Source organism: Limnobacter sp. (assembly GCF_036405155.1).
Taxonomy (GTDB): Bacteria; Pseudomonadota; Gammaproteobacteria; order Burkholderiales; family Burkholderiaceae_B; genus Limnobacter.
In genome coordinates, this window is record NZ_DASWYD010000007.1 from 1 (window position 1) to 25,785 (window position 25,785).

The 25,785-nt window shown below is 55.7% G+C and carries 39 protein-coding genes and 1 pseudogene; 37 read left to right on the forward strand and 3 right to left on the reverse strand.

Features of this window, described 5'->3' with window-relative positions; all coding sequences use genetic code 11:
* The 34 genes and pseudogenes from tuf to dsbD all read left to right on the forward strand — a co-directional run.
* Positions 1-141, forward strand: a pseudogene (gene tuf, locus VGE55_RS10540) (elongation factor Tu); the annotation flags it as partial.
* A gap of 93 nt (positions 142-234) precedes the next feature.
* Positions 235-546, forward strand: coding sequence for a 30S ribosomal protein S10 (gene rpsJ / locus VGE55_RS10545; protein WP_331131663.1), 312 nt, complete (start codon positions 235-237; stop codon positions 544-546).
* Between the two features lie 108 nt (positions 547-654).
* Positions 655-1,299, forward strand: a complete 645-nt coding sequence (gene rplC, locus VGE55_RS10550; protein WP_256763035.1) for a 50S ribosomal protein L3 — start codon at positions 655-657, stop codon at positions 1,297-1,299.
* A gap of 10 nt (positions 1,300-1,309) precedes the next feature.
* Entirely contained in the window at positions 1,310-1,930 is a 621-nt protein-coding gene (gene rplD, locus VGE55_RS10555) for a 50S ribosomal protein L4 (protein WP_331131664.1), read from the forward strand.
* Positions 1,927-2,223, forward strand: coding sequence for a 50S ribosomal protein L23 (gene rplW, locus VGE55_RS10560; protein WP_331131665.1), 297 nt, complete (start codon positions 1,927-1,929; stop codon positions 2,221-2,223). Before rplD ends, rplW begins: the two co-directional genes overlap by 4 nt.
* A gap of 1 nt (position 2,224) precedes the next feature.
* Positions 2,225-3,052: a 50S ribosomal protein L2 gene (rplB, locus tag VGE55_RS10565; RefSeq protein WP_256763032.1), complete on the forward strand. Its 828-nt coding sequence runs from the start codon at positions 2,225-2,227 to the stop codon at positions 3,050-3,052.
* Positions 3,053-3,067: 15 nt separating this feature from the next.
* Positions 3,068-3,343 (forward strand): 30S ribosomal protein S19, encoded by a 276-nt coding sequence (gene rpsS, locus VGE55_RS10570; RefSeq protein WP_256763031.1) that lies wholly within the window; start codon positions 3,068-3,070, stop codon positions 3,341-3,343.
* A 9-nt stretch (positions 3,344-3,352) separates the two neighbouring features.
* On the forward strand, positions 3,353-3,682 hold the full coding sequence (gene rplV, locus VGE55_RS10575) for a 50S ribosomal protein L22 (RefSeq protein WP_256763030.1): 330 nt from the start codon (positions 3,353-3,355) through the stop codon (positions 3,680-3,682).
* 9 nt (positions 3,683-3,691) lie between these two features.
* Complete coding sequence (gene rpsC / locus VGE55_RS10580; protein WP_256763029.1) at positions 3,692-4,477, forward strand: 30S ribosomal protein S3; 786 nt, start codon at positions 3,692-3,694, stop codon at positions 4,475-4,477.
* Between the two features lie 13 nt (positions 4,478-4,490).
* Positions 4,491-4,907, forward strand: coding sequence for a 50S ribosomal protein L16 (rplP, locus tag VGE55_RS10585; RefSeq protein WP_331132286.1), 417 nt, complete (start codon positions 4,491-4,493; stop codon positions 4,905-4,907).
* Between the two features lie 2 nt (positions 4,908-4,909).
* On the forward strand, positions 4,910-5,104 hold the full coding sequence (gene rpmC, locus VGE55_RS10590) for a 50S ribosomal protein L29 (protein ID WP_331131666.1): 195 nt from the start codon (positions 4,910-4,912) through the stop codon (positions 5,102-5,104).
* On the forward strand, positions 5,101-5,373 hold the full coding sequence (gene rpsQ / locus VGE55_RS10595) for a 30S ribosomal protein S17 (RefSeq protein ID WP_331131667.1): 273 nt from the start codon (positions 5,101-5,103) through the stop codon (positions 5,371-5,373). The genes rpmC and rpsQ overlap by 4 nt, the downstream gene beginning before the upstream one ends.
* Before the next feature lie 138 nt (positions 5,374-5,511).
* Positions 5,512-5,880, forward strand: coding sequence for a 50S ribosomal protein L14 (rplN, locus tag VGE55_RS10600; RefSeq protein WP_331131668.1), 369 nt, complete (start codon positions 5,512-5,514; stop codon positions 5,878-5,880).
* A gap of 7 nt (positions 5,881-5,887) precedes the next feature.
* Positions 5,888-6,202 carry a 50S ribosomal protein L24 gene (gene rplX / locus VGE55_RS10605; RefSeq protein ID WP_256763026.1) on the forward strand — a complete coding sequence of 105 codons (315 nt, stop codon included), beginning with the start codon at positions 5,888-5,890 and terminating at the stop codon, positions 6,200-6,202.
* Between the two features lie 10 nt (positions 6,203-6,212).
* Positions 6,213-6,752, forward strand: coding sequence for a 50S ribosomal protein L5 (gene rplE / locus VGE55_RS10610; protein ID WP_256763025.1), 540 nt, complete (start codon positions 6,213-6,215; stop codon positions 6,750-6,752).
* Positions 6,753-6,760: 8 nt separating this feature from the next.
* Positions 6,761-7,066 carry a 30S ribosomal protein S14 gene (gene rpsN, locus VGE55_RS10615; RefSeq protein ID WP_331131669.1) on the forward strand — a complete coding sequence of 102 codons (306 nt, stop codon included), beginning with the start codon at positions 6,761-6,763 and terminating at the stop codon, positions 7,064-7,066.
* Positions 7,067-7,077: 11 nt separating this feature from the next.
* A complete protein-coding gene (gene rpsH, locus VGE55_RS10620) occupies positions 7,078-7,473 on the forward strand; it encodes a 30S ribosomal protein S8 (protein ID WP_331131670.1) in 396 nt (131 codons plus the stop codon).
* Between the two features lie 13 nt (positions 7,474-7,486).
* Positions 7,487-8,020, forward strand: coding sequence for a 50S ribosomal protein L6 (gene rplF / locus VGE55_RS10625; protein ID WP_331131671.1), 534 nt, complete (start codon positions 7,487-7,489; stop codon positions 8,018-8,020).
* Positions 8,021-8,038: 18 nt separating this feature from the next.
* The gene (rplR, locus tag VGE55_RS10630; RefSeq protein ID WP_256763021.1) at positions 8,039-8,401 is read left to right on the forward strand and encodes a 50S ribosomal protein L18; all 363 of its coding nucleotides are present in this window, start codon (positions 8,039-8,041) and stop codon (positions 8,399-8,401) included.
* Positions 8,402-8,410: 9 nt separating this feature from the next.
* Entirely contained in the window at positions 8,411-8,935 is a 525-nt protein-coding gene (gene rpsE, locus VGE55_RS10635; RefSeq protein ID WP_414675008.1) for a 30S ribosomal protein S5, read from the forward strand.
* Between the two features lie 2 nt (positions 8,936-8,937).
* Positions 8,938-9,120 (forward strand): 50S ribosomal protein L30, encoded by a 183-nt coding sequence (rpmD, locus tag VGE55_RS10640; protein WP_414675009.1) that lies wholly within the window; start codon positions 8,938-8,940, stop codon positions 9,118-9,120.
* Positions 9,120-9,554: a 50S ribosomal protein L15 gene (gene rplO, locus VGE55_RS10645; protein WP_331131672.1), complete on the forward strand. Its 435-nt coding sequence runs from the start codon at positions 9,120-9,122 to the stop codon at positions 9,552-9,554. Before rpmD ends, rplO begins: the two co-directional genes overlap by 1 nt.
* Positions 9,555-9,572: 18 nt before the next feature.
* Positions 9,573-10,895 carry a preprotein translocase subunit SecY gene (gene secY, locus VGE55_RS10650; protein WP_331131673.1) on the forward strand — a complete coding sequence of 441 codons (1,323 nt, stop codon included), beginning with the start codon at positions 9,573-9,575 and terminating at the stop codon, positions 10,893-10,895.
* A 3-nt stretch (positions 10,896-10,898) separates the two neighbouring features.
* Positions 10,899-11,117, forward strand: a complete 219-nt coding sequence (infA, locus tag VGE55_RS10655; RefSeq protein ID WP_008249415.1) for a translation initiation factor IF-1 — start codon at positions 10,899-10,901, stop codon at positions 11,115-11,117.
* A 23-nt stretch (positions 11,118-11,140) separates the two neighbouring features.
* Positions 11,141-11,254, forward strand: coding sequence for a 50S ribosomal protein L36 (gene rpmJ, locus VGE55_RS10660; RefSeq protein ID WP_256763017.1), 114 nt, complete (start codon positions 11,141-11,143; stop codon positions 11,252-11,254).
* 15 nt (positions 11,255-11,269) lie between these two features.
* Positions 11,270-11,635: a 30S ribosomal protein S13 gene (gene rpsM, locus VGE55_RS10665; RefSeq protein ID WP_256763015.1), complete on the forward strand. Its 366-nt coding sequence runs from the start codon at positions 11,270-11,272 to the stop codon at positions 11,633-11,635.
* Between the two features lie 26 nt (positions 11,636-11,661).
* On the forward strand, positions 11,662-12,057 hold the full coding sequence (gene rpsK, locus VGE55_RS10670) for a 30S ribosomal protein S11 (protein ID WP_256763014.1): 396 nt from the start codon (positions 11,662-11,664) through the stop codon (positions 12,055-12,057).
* A gap of 71 nt (positions 12,058-12,128) precedes the next feature.
* Positions 12,129-12,752 carry a 30S ribosomal protein S4 gene (rpsD, locus tag VGE55_RS10675; RefSeq protein ID WP_256763013.1) on the forward strand — a complete coding sequence of 208 codons (624 nt, stop codon included), beginning with the start codon at positions 12,129-12,131 and terminating at the stop codon, positions 12,750-12,752.
* A 78-nt stretch (positions 12,753-12,830) separates the two neighbouring features.
* Positions 12,831-13,811 carry a DNA-directed RNA polymerase subunit alpha gene (locus VGE55_RS10680; protein WP_256763012.1) on the forward strand — a complete coding sequence of 327 codons (981 nt, stop codon included), beginning with the start codon at positions 12,831-12,833 and terminating at the stop codon, positions 13,809-13,811.
* Between the two features lie 33 nt (positions 13,812-13,844).
* Positions 13,845-14,243, forward strand: coding sequence for a 50S ribosomal protein L17 (rplQ, locus tag VGE55_RS10685; protein WP_331131674.1), 399 nt, complete (start codon positions 13,845-13,847; stop codon positions 14,241-14,243).
* Between the two features lie 156 nt (positions 14,244-14,399).
* Positions 14,400-15,350 (forward strand): ATP-binding cassette domain-containing protein, encoded by a 951-nt coding sequence (locus tag VGE55_RS10690; protein ID WP_331131675.1) that lies wholly within the window; start codon positions 14,400-14,402, stop codon positions 15,348-15,350.
* Position 15,351: 1 nt separating this feature from the next.
* Positions 15,352-16,134 (forward strand): ABC transporter permease, encoded by a 783-nt coding sequence (locus VGE55_RS10695; protein ID WP_331131676.1) that lies wholly within the window; start codon positions 15,352-15,354, stop codon positions 16,132-16,134.
* A gap of 14 nt (positions 16,135-16,148) precedes the next feature.
* Complete coding sequence (gene cutA / locus VGE55_RS10700) at positions 16,149-16,484, forward strand: divalent-cation tolerance protein CutA (RefSeq protein ID WP_331131677.1); 336 nt, start codon at positions 16,149-16,151, stop codon at positions 16,482-16,484.
* Positions 16,450-18,501 carry a protein-disulfide reductase DsbD gene (gene dsbD, locus VGE55_RS10705; protein WP_331131678.1) on the forward strand — a complete coding sequence of 684 codons (2,052 nt, stop codon included), beginning with the start codon at positions 16,450-16,452 and terminating at the stop codon, positions 18,499-18,501. The genes cutA and dsbD overlap by 35 nt, the downstream gene beginning before the upstream one ends.
* A gap of 47 nt (positions 18,502-18,548) precedes the next feature.
* On the opposite strand, the gene VGE55_RS10710 is transcribed toward dsbD, so the two are convergent.
* From VGE55_RS10710 to yihA, 3 genes are read right to left on the reverse strand one after another with little or no spacing between them, the layout of a single operon-like run.
* Positions 18,549-19,625 (reverse strand): magnesium transporter CorA family protein, encoded by a 1,077-nt coding sequence (locus VGE55_RS10710; RefSeq protein WP_331131679.1) that lies wholly within the window; start codon positions 19,623-19,625, stop codon positions 18,549-18,551.
* Between the two features lie 7 nt (positions 19,626-19,632).
* Positions 19,633-20,628, reverse strand: coding sequence for a porphobilinogen synthase (gene hemB / locus VGE55_RS10715; protein WP_331131680.1), 996 nt, complete (start codon positions 20,626-20,628; stop codon positions 19,633-19,635).
* Entirely contained in the window at positions 20,625-21,284 is a 660-nt protein-coding gene (yihA, locus tag VGE55_RS10720; protein WP_331131681.1) for a ribosome biogenesis GTP-binding protein YihA/YsxC, read from the reverse strand. Before yihA ends, hemB begins: the two co-directional genes overlap by 4 nt.
* 115 nt (positions 21,285-21,399) lie before the next feature.
* On the opposite strand from yihA, the gene VGE55_RS10725 reads away from it, so the two are divergent.
* The 3 genes from VGE55_RS10725 to ccsB all read left to right on the forward strand — a co-directional run bounded on the left by VGE55_RS10725 (position 21,400) and on the right by ccsB (position 25,704).
* Positions 21,400-22,059 carry a c-type cytochrome gene (locus VGE55_RS10725; protein ID WP_331131682.1) on the forward strand — a complete coding sequence of 220 codons (660 nt, stop codon included), beginning with the start codon at positions 21,400-21,402 and terminating at the stop codon, positions 22,057-22,059.
* 130 nt (positions 22,060-22,189) lie between these two features.
* Positions 22,190-24,364: a cytochrome c biogenesis protein ResB gene (locus VGE55_RS10730; protein WP_331131683.1), complete on the forward strand. Its 2,175-nt coding sequence runs from the start codon at positions 22,190-22,192 to the stop codon at positions 24,362-24,364.
* The gene (gene ccsB, locus VGE55_RS10735) at positions 24,361-25,704 is read left to right on the forward strand and encodes a c-type cytochrome biogenesis protein CcsB (protein WP_331131684.1); all 1,344 of its coding nucleotides are present in this window, start codon (positions 24,361-24,363) and stop codon (positions 25,702-25,704) included. The genes VGE55_RS10730 and ccsB overlap by 4 nt, the downstream gene beginning before the upstream one ends.
* Positions 25,705-25,785 lie beyond the last annotated feature (81 nt).

The following is a 25,785-nucleotide window of genomic DNA, read 5'->3' on the forward strand; positions in this document are numbered from 1 at the left end:
GAGATGGTGTTGCCTGGTGACAACGTGTCCATCAACGTGGAGCTGATTGCGCCAATCGCGATGGAAGAAGGTCTGCGCTTTGCGATCCGTGAAGGCGGTCGCACAGTGGGCGCCGGCGTGGTTGCCAAGATTACGAAGTAACTGTAGACTCCGGCGACTCCTTATTGGAATCGCCGGTTTTTTTCGAGGTGAGCTGCGTTTAGCGGTCACACTCCCTGCTCTTTAGGATTAAACATGAACAACCAAAAAATTCGCATCCGCTTAAAGGCGTTTGATTACAAACTGATCGACCAGTCCGCTCAGGAGATCGTTGAAACCGCCAAGCGCACGGGTGCCGTTGTAAAAGGGCCGGTTCCTCTGCCCACACGCATGAAGCGTTTTGACATTCTGCGTTCGCCCCACGTGAACAAAACATCCCGTGACCAGTTCGAAATTCGTACGCACCAGCGTCTGATGGACATTGTGGACCCCACCGACAAAACCGTCGATGCGCTGATGAAGCTGGACCTTCCGGCTGGCGTGGATGTGGAAATTAAGTTGCAGTAACAGTTGCACTAAATTCGATTTGTGAATATACTCATGGGCTTACCTTAAAAAAGGTAAGTTCAAGAGAATTTTATCATTCGGCCAATCGCAGCCGAAATTGGAGAAATCATGAGTCTAGGCCTTATTGGTCGCAAGATCGGCATGATGCGCATCTTTACGGAAGCGGGTGTTTCGGTGCCCGTGACTGTTGTTGATGTGTCGTCAAACCGCGTTGCGCAGCTCAAAACAATCGAAACGGATGGCTACACAGCTGTTCAACTGGCCTATGGATCCCGTCGCCCCACCCGTGTGGCCAAGGCGCAGGCGGGTCACTACGCCAAGGCTTCCATCGAGGCCGCTTCTTCCCTGGTTGAATTCACTGTTGATGCTGCCAAGCTTGCTGAATTGCAAGTGGGCGCACCTGTGTCCGTGGAAATCTTTTCCGTTGGTCAGAAGGTGGACGTCAGCGGCGTAACTCAAGGTAAGGGCTTTTCAGGTTCCATCAAACGTCACCACTTCAGCTCCCAGCGTGCATCCCACGGTAACTCTGTGTCGCACAATGCGCCCGGTTCGATCGGTATGGCGCAGGATCCAGGTCGTGTGTTTCCTGGCAAGCGCATGGCTGGTCAATTGGGTAACGTCAATCGCACCACGCAGAACCTGGAAGTGGTTCGTGTGGACGCCGAGCGCGGTCTGCTCCTGATCAAGGGTGCTGTTCCGGGTTCCAAGGGCGGTGAGTTGCTGGTCAAGCCGGCCGTCAAGGCAAAGGCATAAGGAGAACCTGATGGAATTGAAAGTAATTGGCGATTCTGGGCAGGCCTCTCAAACTGTTCAGGTGTCCGATGTGGTGTTTGGTCGTGAGTACAACGAGCCGCTGATTCATCAGCTGGTGGTTGCTTACCAAGCCAATGCCCGTCAGGGTACGCGTGCCCAAAAAGACCGCTCTGAGGTTCGTGCTTCTACGCGCAAACCTTGGAAGCAGAAAGGCACAGGTCGCGCCCGTGTGGGTGCGGTGTCCAGCCCGCTGTGGCGTGGAGGCGGCCAGATTTTCCCGAACCGCCCAGACGAAAACTTCACGCAGAAGCTGAACAAGAAAATGTTCCGCGCTGGTGTTTGCTCCATATTGTCCCAGTTGGGTCGTGAAGAGCGTTTGGTGGTTGTGGATTCCATGCAGCTCGAAGCGCCAAAGACCAAGCTTCTGGATCAAAAGATCAAGAGCATGGGTTTTGAGTCCGTGTTGATCATTGTTGATTCCGTGGATGAGAACCTGTATCTCGCCTCTCGTAACCTGCCCAACGTGGCGATTGTTGAGCCTCGTTATGCCGACCCCCTCTCCTTGATCTATTTCAAGAAGGTGGTGGTGACTCGTGCTGCGCTGGACAAACTGCAGGAGATGTACGCATGAACACCCAGCGTCTGATGAAAATTCTGTTGGCCCCCATTGTCTCTGAAAAGAGCACCATGCTGGCTGACAAGCACGAGCAAGTGGCTTTTAAGGTGTGCTCCACTGCAACCAAAGGCGAAATCAAGGCGGCAGTCGAATTGCTGTTTAAGGTCGAGGTCGAAGCGGTGCGCGTGATCAATCAAGCCGGTAAGCAAAAGCGGTTTGGTCGCACCATGGGCCGTCGTTCCGATGTTCGCAAAGCTTATGTTGCACTGAAAGCCGGTCAGGAAATCAATTTCTCGGAGGCTGCGTAACATGCCATTGATTAAACTCAAACCAACGTCCCCTGGCCGTCGTGGTGTGGTTAAGGTGGTGCATCCGCACCTGCACAAAGGCGAGGCTTACGCACCATTGCTCGAGTCGCAGTCCAAGACTTCGGGCCGCAACAACAATGGTCACATCACAACCCGTCACAAGGGTGGTGGTCACAAGCAACACTATCGCTTGGTTGACTTCAAGCGCAACAAAGATGGCATTCCTGCGAAAGTGGAGCGGATTGAATACGATCCAAACCGCACCGCGCACATTGCCTTGATTTGTTATGCCGATGGTCAGCGTTCTTACATTATTGCGCCGCGCGGTTTGCAGGTCGGTCAAACGCTGTTGAATGGTTCCGAAGCGCCGATCAAGGTGGGCAATACGCTGCCAATTCGCAACATTCCAGTGGGTACCACGGTGCACTGCGTTGAAATGTTGCCCGGCAAGGGTGCTCAGTTGGCACGCTCCGCTGGCGGCTCTGCAATGTTGATGGCTCGTGAAGGTACTTATGCGCAGATGCGTCTGCGTTCTGGTGAAATTCGTCGTGTGCACATTGAGTGCCGAGCCACCATTGGTGAGGTCAGCAACGAGGAAAACAGCCTTCGCAAAATCGGTAAGGCCGGTGCTGTTCGCTGGAAGGGTATTCGCCCGACTGTTCGCGGTACAGCCATGAACCCGATCGACCACCCGCACGGTGGTGGTGAGGGCAAGACCGGTGAAGGTCGCGTGCCTGTGAGTCCGTGGGGTCAGCCAACAAAGGGCTACCGCACACGCTCCAACAAGCGTACCGATACCATGATCGTTCAGCGTCGTCACAAGCGCTAAGTGGGGTAAGCAAATATGTCTCGTTCATTGAAAAAAGGTCCTTTCTGCGACGCCCACTTGATCAAAAAGGTGGAGGCTGCAGTTGCATCCAAGGACAAGCGTCCAATTAAAACCTGGTCCCGTCGTTCGACCGTGCTCCCAGAGTTCATCGGTCTGACCATTGCGGTACACAACGGCAAGCAGCATGTGCCTGTGTATGTCAATGAAAACATGGTTGGTCACAAGCTCGGCGAATTTGCGCTCACGCGCACATTCAAGGGTCACGCGGCCGACAAGAAGGCCAAGCGATAAGGGGATAACATGGAAACTCGTGCAATTTTGAAAGGTGTGCGCATGTCGCCACAGCGCGGTCGCCAGGTTGCTGACCTGATCCGCGGTAAGAAAGTGGATCAGGCTCTGAACATCCTGACCTTCTCTCCCCAAAAAGCGGCTTTCATTGTCAAGAAGGTACTGGAGAGCGCAATCGCCAATGCAGAGCACAACGATGGTGCTGACGTTGATGAGTTGAAAGTCAAGACCATCTACGTTGAAGAGGGCCCTGTGCTCAAGCGCTTCACAGCCCGCGCGAAAGGCCGTGGCAATCGTATTACTAAGAAGACCAGTCACATTTATGTGACGGTTGGTAATTAAGGGGGTTTCATGGGTCAGAAAATTAACCCAACCGGTTTTCGCCTGGCAGTTTCTCGCAACTGGGCCTCTCGCTGGTATGCATCCAACCGTGAGTTTTCTCAGATGTTGATTGAGGACATTCAAGTCCGCGATTACCTGAAAAAGAAACTGAAGAACGCGTCCGTGGCGCGTGTGTTGATCGAGCGTCCTGCAAAGAATGCTCGAGTCACCATCTACTCCGCCCGCCCAGGCGTAGTAATCGGCAAGAAGGGTGAAGACATCGAGGTGTTGAAGAACAGCCTGCAAAAGCTGGTCGGCGTGCCTGTGCATGTGAACATCGAAGAAGTTCGCAAGCCCGAGATTGATGCGCAGCTGATTGCAGATGGCATTTCCCAGCAGCTCGAGCGTCGCATTATGTTCCGCCGTGCGATGAAGCGCGCTATGCAGAACGCGATGCGCATGGGCGCGCAGGGTATCAAGATCATGTCGTCCGGCCGTCTGAACGGGATTGAAATTGCCCGTACCGAATGGTATCGCGAAGGCCGCGTGCCTTTGCACACACTGCGCGCTGACATTGATTACGCGACCAGCGAAGCAGCAACAACTTACGGCATCATCGGTATCAAGGTGTGGGTCTACAAAGGCGACAACCTGGGTCGTGGTGAGGTGGCCGCTGCTCCTGTAGAGCAGGAAAAGGAAGAGCGTCGTCCACGTCGTCCATCGTCTCGCCCAACCGGTGCTCGCAAGCCCCGTAAAGATGGTGCAAGTGGTTCTAACAAAGAGGAAGCATCCGCTGGATCTTCCGCTGAACAGTAATTAGGAGCGCATGATGTTACAGCCATCACGTCGCAAATACAGAAAAGAGCACAAAGGCCGCAACACGGGTCTGGCAACACGCGGTGCAAACGTATCGTTTGGCGAGTTTGGTCTCAAATCGACAGACCGCGGTCGTCTGACCGCACGTCAAATTGAATCTGCCCGTCGCGCCATGGTTCGCCACATCAAGCGTGGGGGAAAGATCTGGATTCGCGTGTTTCCGGACAAGCCGATTACCAACAAGCCTGCTGAAGTGCGTATGGGTAACGGCAAGGGTAACGTGGAGTACTACGTGGCTGAGATTCAGCCTGGAAAGGTACTCTACGAAATGGACGGTGTAAGCGAAGAACTCGCGCGTGAGGCATTCCGCTTGGCAGCTGCCAAGTTGCCGTTGCGCACCGTGTTCGTGACCCGTCAGATTGGAGGTTAATCATGAAAGCGTCTGAATTGCGTGGCAAAAGCGCAGCAGAACTGACAACCGAGCTGGAAGCGCTGCTGCGTGCGCAGTTCTCCCTGTGTATGCAGGTGGCAACACAACAGTTGTCCAATTCTTCTCAGTTGTCCAAGGTACGTAAAGACATCGCTCGTGTAAAAACAGTGATGACTCAATTGAAGAGGTCCGCATGAGCACCGAAGCCAAAGTTAGTTTGAAGCGTACGCTGGTGGGACGTGTGGTGAGCGACAAGATGACCAAATCCGTGGTTGTTGCTGTTGAAAACCGCATCAAGCACCCTGTGTACGGCAAGTATGTTGTTAAGACACACAAGTACACCGCTCACGACGAGTCCAATGAAGTGGGCGAGGGTGACCTGGTTGAGATCGCTGAAGGTCGTCCAATCTCCAAGACAAAATCTTGGAGCGTGACAAAAGTGTTGGAGAAAGCAAAAGTCATCTGATTTTTGCTTGATCGAGAGGTACAAGCCTGCTATTATAGCAGGCTATCTTTTCAACCCATGCGGGACCAAGACTGGCAGTTAAAGGCACAAAGCGCCGCCAGGCGCTGCCAAGAACGGCTAAGTTGGTAAGGACAATCCATGATACAAATGCAATCACGGCTCGATGTGGCCGACAACACGGGTGCACGCTCAGTCATGTGCATCAAGGTTCTTGGTGGTTCCAAGCGCCGTTATGCCGGTATCGGCGACATCATCAAGGTGTCCATCAAGGATGCGGCCCCACGTGGTCGCGTCAAAAAGGGCGAAATCTACAACGCTGTCGTTGTTCGCACCGCAAAAGGTGTGCGTCGTGCCGATGGCGCCCTGATCAAATTCGATTCCAATGCGGCTGTTTTGCTGAATGCGAAGCTTGAGCCCATCGGTACCCGTATTTTTGGCCCAGTGACTCGTGAGCTTCGGAATGAAAAATTCATGAAGATTGTGTCCTTGGCGCCTGAGGTTCTGTGAGGTCAATATGAACAAAATCCGCAAAGGCGATGAAGTGTTGGTGTTGACCGGCAAATTCAAGGGCAAGAAAGGCGTTGTGTTGGCCCGCATCGACGATGAGCATCTGCTTGTTGAGGGTGTGAATGTGGTCAAAAAGCACCAGAAGCCGAACCCCATGAAGGGCGAGACGGGTGGTGTGGTCGACAAGACCATGCCAATCCATCAGTCCAACGTGAGTTTGTTTGACAAAGAAACAGGTAAGCCGTCGCGCGTTGCGATCAAGCAGGTGGATGGCAAGTCTGTGCGGGTTCTGGTGAAAACCGGTGCCCAGCTGGCCAACTAAGGGGTTTATCGTGTCGCGATTCCAAGAATTTTACAAAACCGAAGTGGTGGGTCAATTGACCAGTCAGTTCGGCTACAAGTCCGTCATGGAAGTGCCTCGCATCACCAAAATCACCTTGAACATGGGTGTGGGTGAGGCTGTGAATGACAAGAAGATTATCGAGAATGCTGTGGGTGATTTGACCAAAATTGCTGGTCAAAAGCCTGTGGTGACGCGCGCCAAAAAGGCGATTGCAGGTTTCAAGATTCGTGAGGGTTATCCAGTTGGCTGTATGGTCACACTGCGTGGTCCAAAGATGTATGAATTCCTTGATCGTCTGATCACTGTGGCTTTCCCTCGTGTTCGCGACTTCCGCGGCGTGTCGGGCAAGTCTTTTGATGGTCGTGGTAATTACAACATTGGTATCAAAGAACAGATCATTTTCCCTGAGATCGAGTACGACAAGATCGATGCTCTGCGTGGTTTGAATATCAGTGTGACGACGACAGCGAAAACCAACGACGAGGCGAAAGCCCTGTTGGCCGCTTTCAAGTTTCCGTTCCGCAACTGAGGTGTAACGTGGCAAAACTGGCTTTGATTAACCGTGAAAAGAAGCGTGCAGCCTTGGTCAAGAAGTATGCGGCGAAGCGTGAAGCACTGAACAAAATCGTGAAGGATCAGTCCGTGAGCGAAGGTGAGCGTTACGAAGCGCGCTTGAAGTTGCAGGCGCTGCCTCGCAATGCGAGCCCGACACGTCAGCGCAATCGCTGTGAGCTGACTGGTCGTCCCCGTGGCACATTCCGCATGTTCGGTTTGGCCCGTAACAAGATCCGTGAGATTGCCATGCGTGGTGAGATTCCTGGTATCACCAAGGCTAGCTGGTAAGGGGTTCAGATATGAGTATGAGTGATCCAATCGCCGACATGCTGACACGCATTCGCAATGCGCAAGGCGTCGACAAGGCGACGGTTGAAATGCCTTCTTCCAAACTGAAGGTGGCTATCGCCAAGGTTCTGAAGGACGAAGGCTACATCGAGAGCTTTTCGATTGTTGGTGAGGCAGCAAAGCCTGTGCTGAGCATTGAGCTGAAGTACTACGCTGGTCGTCCTGTGATTGAAAAGATCGAGCGTGTTTCCAAGCCAGGTCTTCGAATTTATAAGGGCAAGGATGATATCCCCGAGGTCATGAATGGCCTTGGTGTTGCCATCGTGTCGACATCCAAAGGTGTGATGACTGATCGCAAGGCCCGTGCCACTGGCATTGGTGGTGAAGTCATTTGCCTGGTGGCTTAAGGAGTAAGCGAATATGTCTCGTGTAGCCAAGGCCCCGATTGCCGTGCCTTCAAGCGTTCAAGTGGTCATTAATGGCCAGAACGTGACTGTGAAGTCTGGCAATGCCGAATTGAAATTGTGTGTAAACCCGCTTGTGGCGGTGATTTTCGCGGATGGTGTTTTGTCTGTGAAGCCCGTTGAAGACTCGACTGAAGCAAATGCGCAGGCTGGTACAGCACGTGCCTTGTTGGCCAACATGGTGTTGGGTGTCAGCAAAGGTTTTGAGCGCAAGCTGCAGCTGGTCGGTGTGGGTTACAAAGCGGCCGTTCAGGGCGACTCTCTGAACCTGGCACTGGGTTTCTCCCATCCGGTTGTTCACAAACTGCCCGCGGGCGTAAAGGCCGAAACGCCAACCCCGACTGAGATCATCTTGAAGGGCGCCGATAAACAAGTGATTGGTCAGACAGCCGCTGAAATTCGCGGATATCGCCCACCAGAGCCCTACAAGGGCAAGGGTGTTCGGTACGCGAACGAGCATGTGGTGATCAAAGAGACCAAGAAGAAGTAAGGCGCATAGAGGACCATCATGGAAACTAAGAGAGAAGCACGTCTGCGTCGTGCAAAACAGACCCGGAAGCGTATCGCCTTGGCGCGTGCAACCCGTCTGTGCGTCTATCGCACAAATTCTCACATCTACGCCGCAATTCATTCTGCCGATGGTGGTGAGGTTCTTGCCTCTGCATCGACTGTGGACAAAGAAGTGCGTGCAGCAATGGCTGGTAAGACCGGCGGCAACAAAGCCGCTGCAGCGGCGGTTGGTGCGGAAATCGCCAAGCGCGCACTGGCCAAGGGTATTTCTGCGGTCGCATTCGATCGTTCCGGTTTTGCCTACCATGGCCGCGTGAAAGAGTTGGCCGATGCCGCTCGTGAAGCCGGCTTGAAATTCTAAGGGGTTATCATGGCAAGAATGCAAGGTAAAAATGCGGCTCCCGAAGCCCGTGATGACGGTCTGAAGGAAAAAATGATTGCCGTGAACCGCGTGACCAAAGTGGTCAAGGGCGGTCGTATTCTCGGTTTTGCGGCGCTGACCGTGGTTGGTGATGGTGATGGTCGAGTCGGCATGGGCAAGGGCAAGTCACGGGAAGTTCCCGTGTCCGTCCAGAAGGCCATGGAGCAGGCTCGCCGCCAGATGGAACAAGTGTCTCTGCGTGACGGCACCATCCATCACACGGTCGAAGGTCGCCACGGGGCTTCCAAAGTGTTTTTGGCGCCTGCGCAGGAAGGTACTGGTCTGATTGCTGGTGGCCCAATGCGCGCAGTATTGGAAGTCGTTGGTGTGCGCAACATTGTTGCGAAGAGCCACGGTTCTTCAAACCCCTACAACCTGGTGCGTGCAACCCTGGACGCGCTGTCCAAGTTGCAAACACCTTCTGAAATTGCTGCCAAGCGTGGCCTTTCAGTTGAAAAATTGTTTGAGGCCTAATCATGAGTGCACAAGTCAAGGTAACGCTGGTGAAAAGCATTATCGGCACCAAGGAAGACCACCGTGCCACCGTTCGCGGTCTGGGTCTGCGTCGTCTGAACCACAGCCGTGTTCTGGTGGACACGCCCGAGGTTCGCGGAATGATTAACAAGGTTTCATACCTGTTGAAAGTAGAGGCTGCGTAATGGAACTTAATACTATTGCTCCAGCACCCGGCAGCAAATTCCCCAAGAAGCGAGTGGGCCGTGGCATTGGCTCCGGTTGGGGAAAGACGGCTGGTCGTGGTCACAAGGGTCAAAAATCACGCAGTGGTGGTTTCCACAAGGTTGGATTCGAAGGCGGTCAGATGCCCATGCATCGTCGTCTGCCCAAGCGTGGCTTTACATCACGCACTGCACAGTTCAACGCACAAGTTCGCTTGACGGATCTGGATGTGTTGGCTGTTGACCAGATTGATTTGCTGACGTTGCTGCAAGCTGGCTTGGTTCCTGCGGGAACACAGTCCGTGAAGGTGATTCTGGCCGGCGAAATCAAGCGTGCAGTGACTTTGAGTGGCATCAAAGCCACCAAGGGTGCATTGGCTGCCATTCAGGCGGCTGGTGGATCTGTGAACGCTTAAAGAGAGACGCGTGTGGCTTTGAACCCATCAGCTCTGGCTTCTTCTGGCAAATTCACTGATCTGCGCAAGCGCTTGGTTTTTTTGCTGTTGGCCTTGATCGTTTACCGGATCGGCGCGCACGTGCCGGTTCCGGGGATCGATCCTGTGCAGCTCAAGCAGCTGTTCAATACTCAGCAGGGCGGCATCTTGGGCATGTTCAACATGTTCTCGGGTGGTGCTTTGTCGCGCTTTACGGTTTTTGCGCTGGGTATCATGCCGTACATTTCTGCGTCGATCGTGATGCAGTTGGCGTCGGTGGTGGTACCGCAGTTGGAGGCCCTGAAGAAGGAAGGCGAGGCGGGGCGTCGTAAGATTACGCAGTACACGCGCTATGGCACCTTCTTTTTGGCCACTTTCCAAGCGATTGGTATTTCAGTTGCGCTGGAATCTCAAAAAGGCTTGGTCATCGATCCTGGTTTGGCTTTCCGCTTCACCACCGCGGTGTCGCTTGTCACTGGGACCATGTTCTTGATGTGGCTGGGCGAGCAAATCACGGAGCGCGGGCTGGGCAATGGCATCTCGATTTTGATTTTCGCGGGTATCGCTGCCGGCATGCCGGGTGCTTTGGGCGGTCTGTTTGAGTTGGTACGAACCGGCGCAATGAGTTCATTGGTAGCTGTCCTGGTCTGTGTGCTGGCTGTGTTGGTGACCTATTTGGTTGTGTTCGTCGAACGTGGTCAGCGAAAAATCACCGTGAACTACGCCAAGCGCCAGGTTGGTAACCGAGTGTACGCCGGGCAGACGTCGCACTTGCCGTTGAAGTTGAACATGGCTGGTGTGATTCCGCCCATTTTCGCGTCCAGCATTATCTTGCTGCCGGCAACGTTGACCAGTTGGTTTGGTTCAGGCAACGGCGCAGTGGTGGGCTTCCTGAAGGAGGTGTCTCAGACGCTATCCCCAGGCCATCCTTTGTACATGTTGTTGTACGCCAGTGCCATCGTGTTTTTCTGTTTCTTTTACACGGCCTTGGTATTCAACAGCCGTGAGACAGCAGACAACCTGAAAAAGAGTGGCGCGTTCCTTCCGGGCATTCGTCCGGGTGAACAGACCTCTCGATACATTGATCGAGTGTTGATGCGTTTGACACTGGTCGGGGCTGCTTACATCACCCTGGTGTGTTTGCTCCCAGAATTTCTGGTGCTGGGCTTCAAGGTGCCGTTTTACTTCGGTGGTACATCGCTGCTGATTATTGTGGTTGTTGCAATGGATTTCATGGCACAGGTTCAGGCCTACGTGATGTCCCAGCAATACGAAAGCCTCTTGAAGAAGTCCAGTTTCAAGGGCTCCGGTTTGACGAGGTAAGGATTGTCTAAAGACGACGTTATCCAAATGCAGGGTGAGGTGGTTGAAAACCTGCCCAACGCCACTTTCCGGGTCAAGTTGGAAAATGGTCACGTGGTGCTCGGTCATATTTCGGGAAAAATGCGAATGAACTACATTCGAATTCTTCCGGGTGACAAGGTGACGGTGGAACTCACGCCGTACGATTTGTCCAGAGCACGAATTGTATTCCGAGCCAAGTAATTTGGTTCTTTTTGGAGTTCGCCATGAAAGTTCAGGCTTCTGTTAAGAAAATTTGTAGAAAGTGCAAAGTGATCAAGCGCAAAGGCGTGGTCCGTGTGATTTGTTCTGACGCGCGCCACAAGCAGCGTCAAGGTTAATAAAAGGGGATTTCCATGGCTCGTATTGCCGGTATTAACATTCCAAGCCACCAGCACACCGTGATCGGTCTGACTGCGATCTATGGCATTGGTCGTTCGACAGCCAAGAAGATTTGTGCAGTGACTTCCATCGCCGAAAACAAAAAGGTGAAGGATCTGGACGATACGGATCTGGAAAAGCTGCGTGATGAAGTGGCCAAGTACCTGACTGAAGGTGACCTGCGCCGTGAGATCACCATGAACATCAAGCGTTTGATGGACCTGGGTTGCTACCGTGGTTTCCGTCACCGCAAGGGCTTGCCCGTTCGTGGTCAGCGTACGCGTACCAACGCTCGCACTCGCAAGGGTCCGAAGCGCGCCGGTATCGCCCTGAAGAAATAATCTGGATTTAAAGGAAGACTTGCCAAATGGCCAAAGGTACCGCAAACACCCGCGCTCGCAAGAAAGTCAAGAAGAACATTTCTGACGGCATTGCGCACGTACACGCTTCGTTCAACAACACCATCATCACCATCACCGACCGTCAGGGCAATGCACTGGCCTGGTCGACCTCTGGTGCGCAGGGTTTCAAGGGTTCACGCAAGTCAACTCCGTTCGCTGCTCAGGTGGCTGCCGAAGTGGCTGGTAAGGCCGCGCAGGAATGCGGCATCAAAACAGTTGAAGTCTTGATCAAAGGACCTGGCCCTGGCCGCGAGTCCAGCGTTCGTGCTTTGAACGCACTGGGAATCAAGGTGACGAGCATTTCCGACATCACCCCAATTCCACACAACGGATGTCGTCCTCCCAAGCGTCGTCGCATCTGATTTTTTAAGACCATTGTTCGCGCAGGCGGACTGAAGCGGCCTAACGGCTGCGTAATGAAAGAGGTTTTCAAGTGGCTAAATATACTGGTCCAAAGTGTAAGTTGTCCCGCCGTGAAGGCACCGATCTTGGTTTGAAGAGTGCACGTCGTGCACTGGATTCCAAGTGCAAACTCGATTCCAAGCCTGGTCAGCATGGCCGCACTTCCGGTGCGCGCACGTCTGATTACGGTCAGCAGTTGCGTGAAAAGCAGAAAGTGAAGCGAATGTACGGTATTTTGGAGCGTCAGTTCCGCCGCTATTTCGCAGAAGCGTCTCGCCGCAAGGGCAACACCGGTGAAACCCTGTTGCAATTGCTGGAAAGCCGTTTGGACAACGTGGTGTACCGCATGGGTTTTGGCTCCACACGCGCCGAAGCACGTCAGCTGGTTAGCCACAAAGCGATTCTGGTGAACGGCAAGCCCGTGAACATCCCCTCGTATGTTGTGAAGGTCAATGACGTGGTTGCCGTGCGCGACAAGTCCAAGACACAGTCACGGATTATTGAGTCGGTGGGTCTGGCTGAGTCCAACGGTTTCCCGATCTGGTTGTCTGTTGATTCCAAGAAACTGGAAGGTTCGCTGAAGGCACTGCCGGATCGCGCGGATCTGTCCCAGGAAATCAATGAAAGCCTGATCGTTGAATTGTATTCACGCTGATTAAGTTTTCTGATCTGTTCATTAACAATCCCCAGCCTTATCGGTGTAACGAGCCGAGGGTATTGACAAGGATTCTGAATGTTTAATGCTAGTTTGCTGAAGCCTCGCATTGTTGAGGTGGAATCGGTTGGTCACAGTGCAGCCAAGATTGTGATGGAGCCCTTTGAGCGTGGTTATGGCCACACTTTGGGTAACGCACTTCGCCGCGTATTGCTCTCTTCCATGATCGGTTACGCGCCAACGGAAGTATCGATTGCGGGTGTTGTTCACGAGTACTCGACACTGGACGGTGTACAGGAAGACGTTGTTGACCTGTTGTTGAACCTGAAAGGGATTGTATTCAAGCTGGAATCGCGCGATGTGGTGACTGTAACCCTGAAGCGTGAAGTAGAAGGTGTGGTGACTGCTGGAGACATCGAGCTGCCACATGACGTGCAAGTGTTGAACCCTGATCACGTGATTGCGCACCTGTCACAAGGCGGCAAGCTGGACATGCAGATCAAGGTGGAAAAAGGCCGTGGTTATGTCCCAGGTACGGTGCGCCGTTTCCCGGACGAGCCGAGCAAGGCGATTGGTCGCATTGTATTGGATGCGTCTTTCAGCCCGGTGAAGCGTGTGTCGTACTCGGTGGAAAGTGCCCGTGTGGAACAGCGTACAGACCTGGATCGCTTGGTCATGTTCATCGACACCAACGGTGTGTTGTCTCCTGAAGAAGCCATTCGTTTGGCGGCACGGATTTTGGTGGAGCAGTTGTCTGTGTTTGCTGCATTGGAAAACACGGCCGAGCCCGAAGCTGTATCACGTGCTCCCCAGGTTGATCCGATCCTGCTGCGTCCCGTGGACGATCTGGAATTGACTGTTCGCTCCGCCAACTGCCTGAAAGCAGAAAACATTTACTACATTGGCGATTTGATTCAGCGCACTGAAAATGAGCTGCTGAAGACCCCGAACCTGGGTCGCAAGTCACTGAATGAAATCAAGGAGGTGTTGGCCGCCCGTGGTCTGACACTCGGAATGAAACTTGAAAACTGGCCACCCGCCGGTCTCGATAAGCCTTGAGCTTAGCGTTTGTTTGATTGAAGGATATTAAAAATGCGTCACCGTCACGGATTGCGTAAGCTGAACCGCACAAGCAGCCACCGTTTGGCCATGTTCAGAAACCTGACCAATGCTCTGCTCAAGCACGAAGTCATCAAAACAACCCTGCCCAAGGCCAAAGAACTGCGCAAGGTTGCTGAGCCGCTGATCACTTTGGGTAAGACACCCACACTGGCCAACAAGCGCCTGGCGTTTTCCCGTCTGCGTGATCGCGAGATGGTGGTCAAGCTGTTTGAAGAGATCGGTCCTCGCTACGCGACCCGTCCTGGTGGCTATATGCGTGTACTGAAGTTTGGTTTCCGCAAGGGCGACAATGCACCCATGGCCTTGGTTGAACTGGTGGATCGCCCAGAGACCGCCGAAATGGTTGAAGTGGCCGAAGAGCAGGCGTAAGCCGGTCGTCGGCTGCTGGTGGCACACCCAAACAGTTGTCCAGCGGCGCATGCTGGATGATTGAAATGAGGTGATGCACCGCAGTGAATTGAGAATGCCGTGTTAGCGTTAAGCCAACACGGCATTTTTTTATGGGCGTTTGAATGAATGGATAGCATGGTGCAGATGCCAGTGTTGCAACTGGACAATGTGGTGAAAAAGTATGGTGAGCGAGAGGTCTTGAAGGGCCTCAACCTGACCGTGAACCGAGGCGAGTGTGTGGCACTGCTTGGGCCCAATGGGGCTGGGAAATCCACCACAGTGTCCCTCTCTTTGGGTTTAAGTGCTGCGTCGGGCGGGCAGGTTCAACTGCTGGGCCTTGACATGGCCACACAGGGGCATCTGGCCCGGGCTCAGGTCGGTGTGGTGCCTCAGTACGATTCACTCGACCCAGACTTCACGGTGATTGAAAACCTGCAGGTGTACGGGCGGTATTTTTCCTTGCGTGGCGCGATGCTTCGCGAGCGCGCCATCGAACTGCTGGGTTTTGCAGGACTGAGTGACCGCCAGGACGACGCGGTCAGTGCGCTGTCCGGTGGCATGCGGCGGCGGCTGATGTTGGCACGGTCGCTGGTCAATGGCCCGAAGATGTTGTTTCTGGATGAGCCAACCACCGGGTTGGACCCAACAGCGAAGCATGGCATGTGGGACGGTTTGTTGGCACTCAAACGCCAAGGCATGGCCATTTTATTGACAACCCATGACATGGATGAAGCTGAACGCTTGGCGGACCGTGTGGCGGTGTTGAATGGTGGCCAAGTGGTGGCGCTGGACACGCCCCGGGCGTTGATTGATGCGCATGTAGGCACCCAGGTGCTGGAGGTGTGGGGTACAGCGGCAGGGACTTACCTGCATGAGCGGCTGGGTGTTCCGCTGGCTGAATTGGAGCGTCGGGGTGAAATGCTGTTTTTACGCAATGATGTGGCCAGCCGGGCCCTGGAGCGGATTCGGGTGGAGCGCCCTGCTGAGGTGGAATGCCTGTTCAGGCCGGGTAATTTGGAAGATGTGTTTTTCCGCCTGACCGGCCGAGCGTTGGACATGCAGTTGAATGATGGTTCGGAGGGTTAACATGCTGGAGCGTTGGTTTGGCGTGAATGCATCGGCCATTGTGCAGGTGTGGCGGCGCAATGCACTGGTGTGGCGCAAGTTGGCGGCTGCTTCATTGATGGCCAATGTGATTGACCCGGTGATGGCGCTCATGGCGTTCGGTTTGGGGGTGGGGTCGCTGGTCAACACGGTGGAGGGGCAGCCTTACTTGCAGTACCTGGCCGTGGGAGCAGTCTGCATCAGTGCCATGAATGCGCCCACATTTGAATCGCTGTATTCCGCATTTTCGAGAATGCAGGTGCAGAAGACGTGGCAGTCCATCATGAACACACCGGTCCGGTTGCGCGAGGTGGTGTTGGGCGAATGTTTCTGGGCGGCCGCGAAAGGCTGCATCAGCACGGCCTGCATGATGGTGGTGCTGGCTTTGTTGGGCGTGGGTGACGGCCTGTTCTGGTTGATGGGCTGGTGCGTGCTGGCGTTGGCGTGTGTGATGTATGCGGCCCTTGGCTTGTGTGTGAATGCACGCGCACCGAGCTACGACTTTTTCATGTTCTATTTCACCTTGGTGATTACGCCCCAAACATTCTTGTCGGGCGCATTTTTCCCGAGAAGCCAGTTCCCGGAGTGGCTGCAGTGGGTGGCGCAATGCTTGCCCTTGTCGCTGGTGGTGGATTGCATGCGGGCTTTGCACGACCATCGATTTTTGGCCATGCCGGCACTTTTGCTGGGCATGATGGTCTACACCGCATTGGGATTGTGGGGCGCTGTCCAGTTGAGTGAACGACGCTTTGCCAAAGCGTCCTGAGTGGGGTGTGCGCTGTGAAGTCTTCCGAGCCGATTGACACTGCAGCCGTGTGGCTGGCCTATACCACGGTGGGCAGCGAAGCCGATGCTCGGGCTTTGGCCCGAATGCTGGTGGAAGGCAATTTGGCCCGTTGTGTCACCCTGTTGCCGAATGCAACGTCGGTGTATGTGTGGCAGGGGCAGTTGGAGACAACCCCGGAAATATTGCTGATGGTGAAGTGCAGCAATGCTCAGCGGCTGGCATTGAAGGACGTTTGGGTGGATTTGCACCCGTATGAACTGCCGGAGTTGTTGTTTGTGAAGGCGGATGACGGGCATGCGCCTTATTTGGATTGGATTCGAGGTGGTTGATATGTGGGCAGAATGGATGCGTGGCCTGTGCGTGAGGGCAAAAGCAGCGGGGCTGCCCATCGCGATGGTCTGTGTCATGGGACTGTTTGGTCTGTTTGGCTTGTTTGGGCTGAGTGGCCCTGCCCATGCTGCGGATGATTTTCTGCCGCCAGAGCAGGCGTTCAAGGTGACCGTGAGTGCGCTGGACCCGACCTGTGTTCAGAACTGTTTGATGGATGTGCGCATTGAGGTTGCACAGGGCTATTACCTGTACAGGGAACGTTTCAAGCTGGAGCCAGCTGCGGGTGTGCAAGAACTGGCGTTTGTGGATTTGCCGCGAGGCGACAAAAAATTCGATGAGTTTTTAAAAGAGCAGATTGAAGCGCTGCGGGGTGAGCTGAATGTGCAGCTTCGATATTCCATCGCAGCAAATGGCCCGTCGGGTGGTCAGCCACCGGCTTCCCTGGGGAAGTTGATCAGCCAGGGCTGTGCCGATGCAGGCCTGTGTTACCCACCCCAGCCCACGGAATTGACCGTGTCCAGCGGTGGCCTGTTGGGCAAGGCGTTGGGGTCGGGCAAGCAGGCGTTGGGTGCTTGGTTGGGGGGCGGTTCGCAGAGCGCCAGCGATGCCCAGGTGAATGCTGAGGCACCAACCCCGGTGGCACCAGTGCCACAAGCTGGCCCGGCCAATGAGGCCGATTCACTGGCTCAGCGTTTGTCCGGGCAGTCTGCCGCGGTGGTGTTGCCGATCTTTTTTGGACTGGGTTTGTTGTTGGCCTTCACGCCGTGTACCCTGCCCATGTTGCCCATCGTGAGCAGTTTGGTGGTGGGGCAGCAGGTGGGGCGAGGTGCATCCACGTCAGGCAGTAAAGTAAAGCCGCTGCTGTTGGCTTTGATGTATGTGGTGGGCATGGCCCTCACCTATGCCGTGCTCGGCGTGGTGGCGGGTTTGAGTGGACAGAGCCTGGTGGTGGCTTTACAGCAGCCCGCGGTGCTGTGGTCATTTTCGGCCGTGCTGGCTGGCTTGGGCCTGGCGCTGCTGATGGGTTATTCCCTGCAATTGCCCTCGGGCTTGCAGGGCTGGATTCAAGAGAAAACAGGCCGCTTGCAGGGTGGGCAGTTTGTGCCAGTTCTGGTGATGGGCATGTTGTCGGCGTTGTTGCTGGGCCCTTGTGTGGCGCCTCCCTTGGCGGGTGCGCTGTTGTACATCGGGCAGTCTGGCGATGCCCTGTTGGGCGGTGCAGCCCTGTTTGTGCTGGCCTTGGGCATGGGTTTGCCCTTGGTGTTGTTTGCCGCGGGTGCCGGAACTGTGCTGCCAAAAGCGGGCCAATGGATGAGTTGGGTGTCGGCTGCGTTTGGCTTTATTCTGCTGGCCTTGGCGGTGTGGACAGCCACCCCGGTGACGCCTGTGCCCGTGGTGATGGGCCTGTGGGCGTTGTTGGGTGCGCTGGTGGCCGCGGCGTTGTGGAGTGGTGTGCAGCGGGCTCAAGGCATGAGCCTGAAGGCGGTCGCGCTGGCGCGTGCAATGGCTTTGCTCAGTGCCTTGGCTGCATCGGCGTATGCGGTTGGGTTGTTCAGTGGGTCGCAAAGTTTGTTGACCCCATTGGCGGGTGTGGGGCTGGGTTCACAGCGCAGCACCACGGCTTCAAGCCAGCAAGCGGGCAGTGCCCCGCACAGTTTGTTTGAACGGGTAGACAGTGCAAGTGCGTTGGCAGCCATTGCGCAGAGCAAGCAGCCGGTGATGCTGGATTTTTATGCGGACTGGTGTGTGAGTTGCAAAGAGTTTGAGTTGTTCACCTTGGTAGACCCCACGGTGCAACAGCGCTTGAACGGTGTGCGTTTGTTGCAGGTGGATGTGACAGCCAACACGCCTGCAGACCAGGTGTTGATGAAGCAATTCAAGCTGTTTGGTCCGCCCGCGATTTTGTTTTTTCAGGCGGGTGCACAAACCGATGTATTCCGCGTGATTGGTTTTCAAAATGCTGAAAAGTTTGCAGCCACATTGGGCACCGTGCGGCCTTTGGTGGGTTTGCAGTAAAGCTTGGTGATTTGCGTGAATTGAATAAACGCTGCTGTGTGCAGCGTTTATTTTTTGAGGTGCTGCTGACGCCGAATGTGCCAGATGAGCACCACTGAGGCGATGGTGGACAGGCCCATCAAGCCCATGCAGGCCATGAACCCCCAACGCTCTGAAAGCCACGGCATGTTGGTGAAGTTCATGCCAAACAGGCCGGTGATGAGCGTGAGCGGCATGAATACCGCCGACAGCATGGTGAGCACGGTCACGATTTCATTGGTTTTGTGTGCAGTAGCCGAGAAGTGCAGTTGCACAGCAGCCTCGGTGTTGGCGCCCAGTCGGTCGGCCAGTTTGATCAGCCGTTTCACGTGTTCCTGTGTGTCGGCCAAATTCACCAGCACTGCACGACTGGGGCTTTGACGTTTCTCCAGGTCTTCCGTCCAGTCGCGCAGCGCATCGTGGTGGTCTTCAGCCATGGACTCCAGCTTGTTGAGCTCTGCTCGTGCTGCCAGCAAGGCGTTCCAGTCTTCAAACCGTTTGCGCGGGCTGAGCAAATCCCGCTGCCAGCGCTCTAGTCGGTCTGACAATTCCACCCGAAATGCCAAAAACCGATCGACCAAATTGCTGATGAGTTGGGTGGCCAGTTCTTCAGGGCTGTTGGGCAGTTTTTTGAATTGCAGAAATTGCTCAATGGCGGGTTGGGCTCGCCCGGTGAGCCCGGTTTGGTGTTCCTGAACTTGTGCCAGGTAATGTTCGGCGGATTGGAATGTGCGACTGTCCCGCGCCCGGTGTGTGACCAGCAATCGATCAAAGACCAGAAAGTAGCTGGGCCGGGTTTTGATGGACAGACGGTGCGCCTCGTCAAACAGGGGCCGGTTGCTCAGTGTGCGCAGGATAAGGCGGCTGTAGCCCTCACCCCGATCGTGGTGACTGGGGTGCAATGGGTTGCCGAGGTCTTCCAAGTGCAGTTCATCAATGCGCAAACCCGTGATGGACTCCACTGCGGGCAGCCAGCTCAATTCGTCATCCAGGTCGGTGTCGAGCCACAAAAATGGCTGGTCGGCATCCACCCCGGGTTGTGGCAGTGTGCCAGGGGCCTCACGGAGTGGTGTGGGCCCTTGTGCGGTGAACAGCGTCCAACGCACGGCAGCGTCAAGCCTGTTTCAGCCACTTCGCAGCGTCGAGTGCGAAGTAGGTGAGAATGCCATCGGCACCGGCCCGTTTGAACGCCAGCAGGGTTTCCAGCACCACGGCGGGCTCGTCCAGCCAGCCATTTTGTGCGGCTGCTTTGATCATGGCGTATTCGCCGCTGACCTGGTATGCGAAGGTGGGGCGGGCAAATTGTTCTTTCACCCGGCGAACGATGTCGAGGTAAGGCAGACCGGGTTTGACCATGACCATGTCGGCCCCTTCTTCCAGGTCGAGGCTGACTTCCAGCAGCGCTTCATCGCTGTTGGCCGGGTTCATTTGGTACACCTTTTTGTTGCTTTTACCCAGGTTGCCTTTGGAGCCTACGGCATCGCGGAATGGGCCGTAATAGGCCGATGCGTACTTGGCGCTGTAGGCCATGATGCTGGTGTGGATGAGGCGATTCGCTTCCAGGGTTTCGCGAATGGCGCCAATGCGGCCATCCATCATGTCGCTGGGGGCGACGATGTCCACGCCTGCTTCGGCTTGCACCAAGGCTTGCTGGCGCAACACGGCCACGGTTTCATCGTTGAGCACATAGCCCGTGCTGTCGATGAGGCCGTCCTGGCCATGGGTGGTGAAGGGGTCGAGCGCCACATCGGTGAGCAGCATCAGCTCTGGAAAGCGTGATTTGATGGCGCGCACCACGGTGGGCACCAGGCCCTCGGGGTTGGTGGCTTCCCGACCGTCTTCGGTTTTTTTCTCGGTTTCGATGACCGGAAACAGGGCCATGACGGGCACGCCCAGTTGCAGGCATTCTTCGGCCTTGTGCAACAGCAGGTCGAGCGACAAACGCTCGACACCGGGCATGGAGGCCACGGCTTCCCGACGCTGTTGGCCGGGCAGTACAAACACGGGGTAGATGAAGTCGCTGGCGCTCAGGGTGTGTTCGGCCACCAGGCGCCGGAGCGCATCGGTGCGACGCAGGCGCCGTGGGCGATGAAGCAGGTGTTGGGTCATGGTGTACTTCCCTCGGCGGGGGTTTCGGCGGCCGTGTCGGCCGGGCGAATCCACTGGGTCAATTGGCGTTCAAATTCGTCCACGCCCTGTTTTTTGAGGGCGGACCACAGCTGGACGGTGATGGCTTGACCTTTGGCACGGTGGGGGTCGAGCGCCTTGTTGGCGGCGCGCAAGGCCAGCACCTGCTCTTGCCGGTTGAATTTGTCGGCTTTGGACAGCAGGATGTGCACCGGCAATTGGCGGTGGCTGACCCAATGAATCAGCGCGTGGTCGAGTTCAAGCAGCCCGCGACGGGCATCCACAATGAGCACGCAGCCGCGCAGGCTGATGCGGTCGGCCAGGTAGCTGCCCAGTTCACGGTCCCACGCGCTTTGGCTGCTTTGGGCCAGTTGGGCAAAGCCATAGCCGGGTAGGTCAACCAGGCGGGCAATGGCTTCGCCTTGCTCCAGCACATGGAAAAAATTGAGGAGTTGCGTACGCCCCGGCATTTTGGAGGCATAGGCCAGTTGCCGCTGCTTGCACAGGGTGTTGATGGCGGTGGACTTGCCTGCATTGGAGCGGCCGGCGAAAACGATTTCCGGAACGCTGGCGCCCGGGCATTCGTTCATTTTCGAGGCGGAAATCTCGAAGTGCGTGTTGTGGAAATTGATGGTCATGCAATCATTTTAGATGCATCCGCGCAGATTGCGTGGTTATAATCTGAGGTTTGTGGAAAACTTCGCCCAAAAGGGCCGGTTTCCTGCCGCTTCAACACTTTTTGATGGGTTTGACATGCTGACCAAGCCGACGTTGATTACGCGATTTGCCTCCACGGTTGTTGCTTCTTTTTTGCTGGTGTCTGCCGTTCAGGCCAATGAACCCGCGAAGGCTGCCAAGCCCGATGCCAACAAGGGCAAAGCCATTGTTGAGCAGCAGTGCGCGGCCTGTCACGGCGCCGATGGCAATGCGTCTGCACCGCTGTACCCCAAGCTGGCTGGTCAGCACGCCGAGTACATCGCCAAACAACTGTCCAACTTCAAAGCCCAGCCTGGTCAGGACAAGCCCCTGCGTGAAAACGCTGTGATGGCCGGTTTTGCGGGCCAATTGTCTGATGAGGACATGAAAAACGTGGCTGCTTATTTGTCAGCCCAAACCATGAAGCCCGGTGTGGCCCGCAACAAGGACACCCTGGCCCTGGGCGAGAAAATTTACCGTGGTGGCATTGCCGAGAAAAAGGTGCCCGCCTGTGCAGGTTGCCACAGCCCCAATGGCGCTGGTATTCCGGCCCAGTACCCGCGCTTGGGTGGACAGCATGCCCAGTACACTGAAAGCCAATTGGTGGCGTTCCGCGAGGGCACCCGCCACAACAGCGAGCAGATGACCGCGATTGCCACCAAGCTGTCGGACCGCGAAATGAAAGCCGTGTCGGATTACATCGCCGGTTTGCGTTGAACGTTTGAATGACAAGGTGGTCAAAAAGGGGCTAAGCAAGGCCCCTTTTTTTTCGAGTCTGGCAAGACAAGCCAGGCCGTTACAAATCAGATAACTGAGCAAAGAACCGAGCAGTGCGTGGAGAGTGTGAGTGAGCGGGGTTGTGGACATTTCCGAGAATAGCCGACGGCCTGTCAGGCCCAGTTTCTGGTCGAACTTGATGGAGTTGCTGGGGTCGATGCGCTTTGCCATCTCCCTGTTGACCCTGATCTGCATCGCATCGGCCATTGGCACCGTGGTGTCCCAAAACCAGCCGTGGGTGAATTACGTCAACCAGTTTGGGCCATTCTGGGCGGAATTTTTCCAGCCCATGGGCTTGTTCCAGATTTACAACGCGCCCTGGTTTATTGCGGTGATGGCCTTTCTGGTGGTGTCCACTTCGCTGTGCGTGTACCGCAACACGCCCAAGATGATTCACGAAATGCGGGTGTACCGGGAGAACCTTCGCGAGGGTAGCCTGAAAGCCTTTGCCCACCGCTGGGAAGGTCAGTTCACGGAGAGTGCCCAGGCCTTGCCCGGCATTGTCTCCGAGTGGCTGACCCACAAGGGTTTCAAGGTGAAGCTGGACACACGCGGCCATGGCACCCTGGTGGCGGCCAAGGCGGGCAGCGGCAACCGGTTTGGTTACATTGCCACCCACATGGCGATTATCGTGATTTGTGTGGGGGGCTTGCTGGACAGTGGTGTGCCCTTGAAGGTGGCGGTGTGGGCGCTGGGCAAACAGCCGGTGAGTGGTGAAGCCATTTCATCGGGCATTCCCGAGGCTTCCCGCTTGGGCACCGCCAACCCCAGTTACCGGGCCAACTTGCTGTTGCCCGAAGGCGAAACCAGCCGTGTGGCGGTGTTGAACACGGACCACGGTTTGTTGATTCAGGACCTGCCCTTTGAGCTCACCCTGAAACAGTTCCGCATCGACTTTTACAGCACGGGCATGCCCAAGTTGTTTGCCAGCGATGTGCAGGTGTTTGACCCGGCAACCAAAGCACGCTTTGACGCGACCATTGAGGTGAACAAGCCGTTGATTTACAAGGGCGTGACGGTGTACCAGTCCAGCTTTGACGATGGAGGCACTCGCCTGCAACTCAAGGGTATTCCGCTGACGGGCGACCGGGATTACCGGGTGGATCTGGAAGGCACAGTGGGTACATCCACCAACCTGGGGTCACTGAACCTGCCTTACAAAATGGAGTTTGCCGGGTTCAAGTCCATCAACGTGGAGCAGATGCCCACGGACAATTCCAAGGAAGCGGCCGAGGCTGCGTTGAAGGATACGCAAGATGGCATGAAGCCCTTCAAGGACAACCTGGCCAGTGTGTTGGGGCCCGGAGTGAAAGGGCACTCGTCCACCCGACCCACCAACATTGGCCCAGCCATTACCTACAAGCTGCGCGATGCGTCCGGGCAAGCCCGGGAGTTTCACAACTACATGCTGCCGGTGTCGCTGGATGGTGGACGCTATTACCTGACGGGTGTACGCGATACCCCTGCCGATTCGTTCAAGTACCTACGTTTGCCGGTGGATGACCAGGGCCAGTTGGATGGCTTTATGCGCCTGCGGGCGGCCTTGCAAAATGAGGGTGTTCGAAAAGAGGCGGCCCGCCGGTTTGCCGAGCAGGCGTTTGGAAAGCGGGGTGAGTCGGCCGATTTGGTGAGCAGTGTGGCCGAGAGCGCCAAGCGCGCATTGGACCGGTTTGCAGGCACGCAAGGCGGTGTGGCGGGTTTGACAGCCATTGCCCAGTTTATTGAGCAAACCGTGCCGGAAGCCGAACGTGAAAAAGCCAGTGATGTGATTATTCGCCTGCTACAGGGTGCCATGTGGGAAGTGTATGAATTGTCCCGAGAGCGGGCCGGTTTGCCGCGTGCGGAGCCCAATGAAGTGCATGGCCGCTTTGTGCAGGATGCACAAATTGCCTTGTCGGACTTGTCGTTGTATGGCGCACCGGTGATGTTCCAGCTTGACCAGTTCAAGGAAGTCAAAGCCAGTGTGTTCCAGGTGGCCAAAGCCCCGGGGCAGTGGGTGGTGTATGCCGGTTGTCTGTTTTTGGTCATCGGCGTATTTTCAATGTTCTACATTCGTGAACGCCGGGTGTTTTTCTGGGTCACACCGGCAGAGCAGGGGTCGAAGGTGATGATGGGCATGTCCACCACACGCCGCACGCTCGACTTTGAAAAAGAATTTGGCCACATGGTTAGCGAGTTGAATGCCCGCGCCAAAGCGGATACACCCACAGCGGTGCATGGATTGAAGGGAGAAGGGTTGTCATGAGTTCAACATGGGTGGAACGCGCACCGGCTGGTGACAGCCAAGGTGCAACACCAGCGCGCAAGGCGGGTTGGTTTTCAAAACCGCTGCACTGGACGGACTGGTTGTTTACGGCGCTGTTGGTGGCCGCAGCCGGGTACGCCACTGAGCAGTACAAAGCCTTCATGGATTATTACGAGATCGGCATTTTGTGGAGCGTGGTGCCCGTGGCTGCTTACATGGCTTACCGCTGGAGTTCGCTCAAGGTGTTGATGGTGGCGGTGGCGGCCATGGCGCTGCTGTCGATTGCCAGTTATGGCGGTGAGCTGGCTGCAGCGGAACGCAAGTTTTTCCTGAAATACCTGTTGTCCAGCCAGTCGGCCATTTTGTGGATGGGCGTGCTGTTTGTGATTGCAACCGCCTCGTACTGGATTGGCTTGTTGGGTAAGTCGCCCACGGCGTCATTCGTGGGCACGGCCACCACCTGGGGCGCGGTCGCCATGGGCTTTGCGGGCCTGTTTGTGCGGTGGTATGAAAGCTACTTGATTGGCGCGGATGTGGGCCATATTCCGGTGTCCAACCTGTACGAAGTGTTTGTGCTGTTCTCGCTGATCACCGGCCTGTATTACCTGTACTACGAGCAGGTGTACAAAACACGCCAGCTGGGTGCCTTTGTATTGTTGGTGGTGGTGGCGGCGGTGGGCTTTTTGGCCTGGTATGGCGTTGAGCGTCAAGCCTATGCCATTCAGCCTTTGGTGCCGGCCCTGCAAAGCTGGTGGATGAAAATCCATGTGCCTGCCAACTTCATTGGCTACGGCACTTTCTCGCTGGCGGCCATGGTGGCTTTTGCCTACCTGTTGAAAGTGCATGCGCACGCATCCAGCATCAAAGCACTGGCGCCCACCGCAGCGCTGGGTGTGTTGATGTTCCTGGAACCTTTGGTGTTCCGCAGCGGTGGTTTGCCCATTTACTGGGCAGCCTATTTTGGCGTGGGGTGCGTGGTGGTGGGCGGTATTTTGCTGGCGCGCAAGCGCATTGCCGAAGCCCTGCCGTCGCTGGAAGTGCTGGACGATGTGATGTACAAGTCCATTGCCGTGGGGTTTGCCTTCTTCACCGTGGCGACCATTCTGGGTGCCTTGTGGGCTGCTGAAGCATGGGGCGCCTACTGGCAGTGGGACCCCAAGGAAACCTGGGCCTTGGTGGTGTGGTTGAACTATGCGGCTTGGCTGCACATGCGTTTGGTGAAAGGCCTGCGGGGTGTGGTGGCATCGTACTGGGCGCTGGTGGGTTTGCTGGTGACCGGCTTTGCCTTCCTCGGCGTGAACATGTTCCTGTCGGGTTTGCATTCCTACGGTGAGTTGTAAAACAGGCCTGCATGGGCTGAACGAATTGCCGATGCAATAGACTAACCCCCAAGTGCTGACAGCAGACTTGGGGGTTTTTTC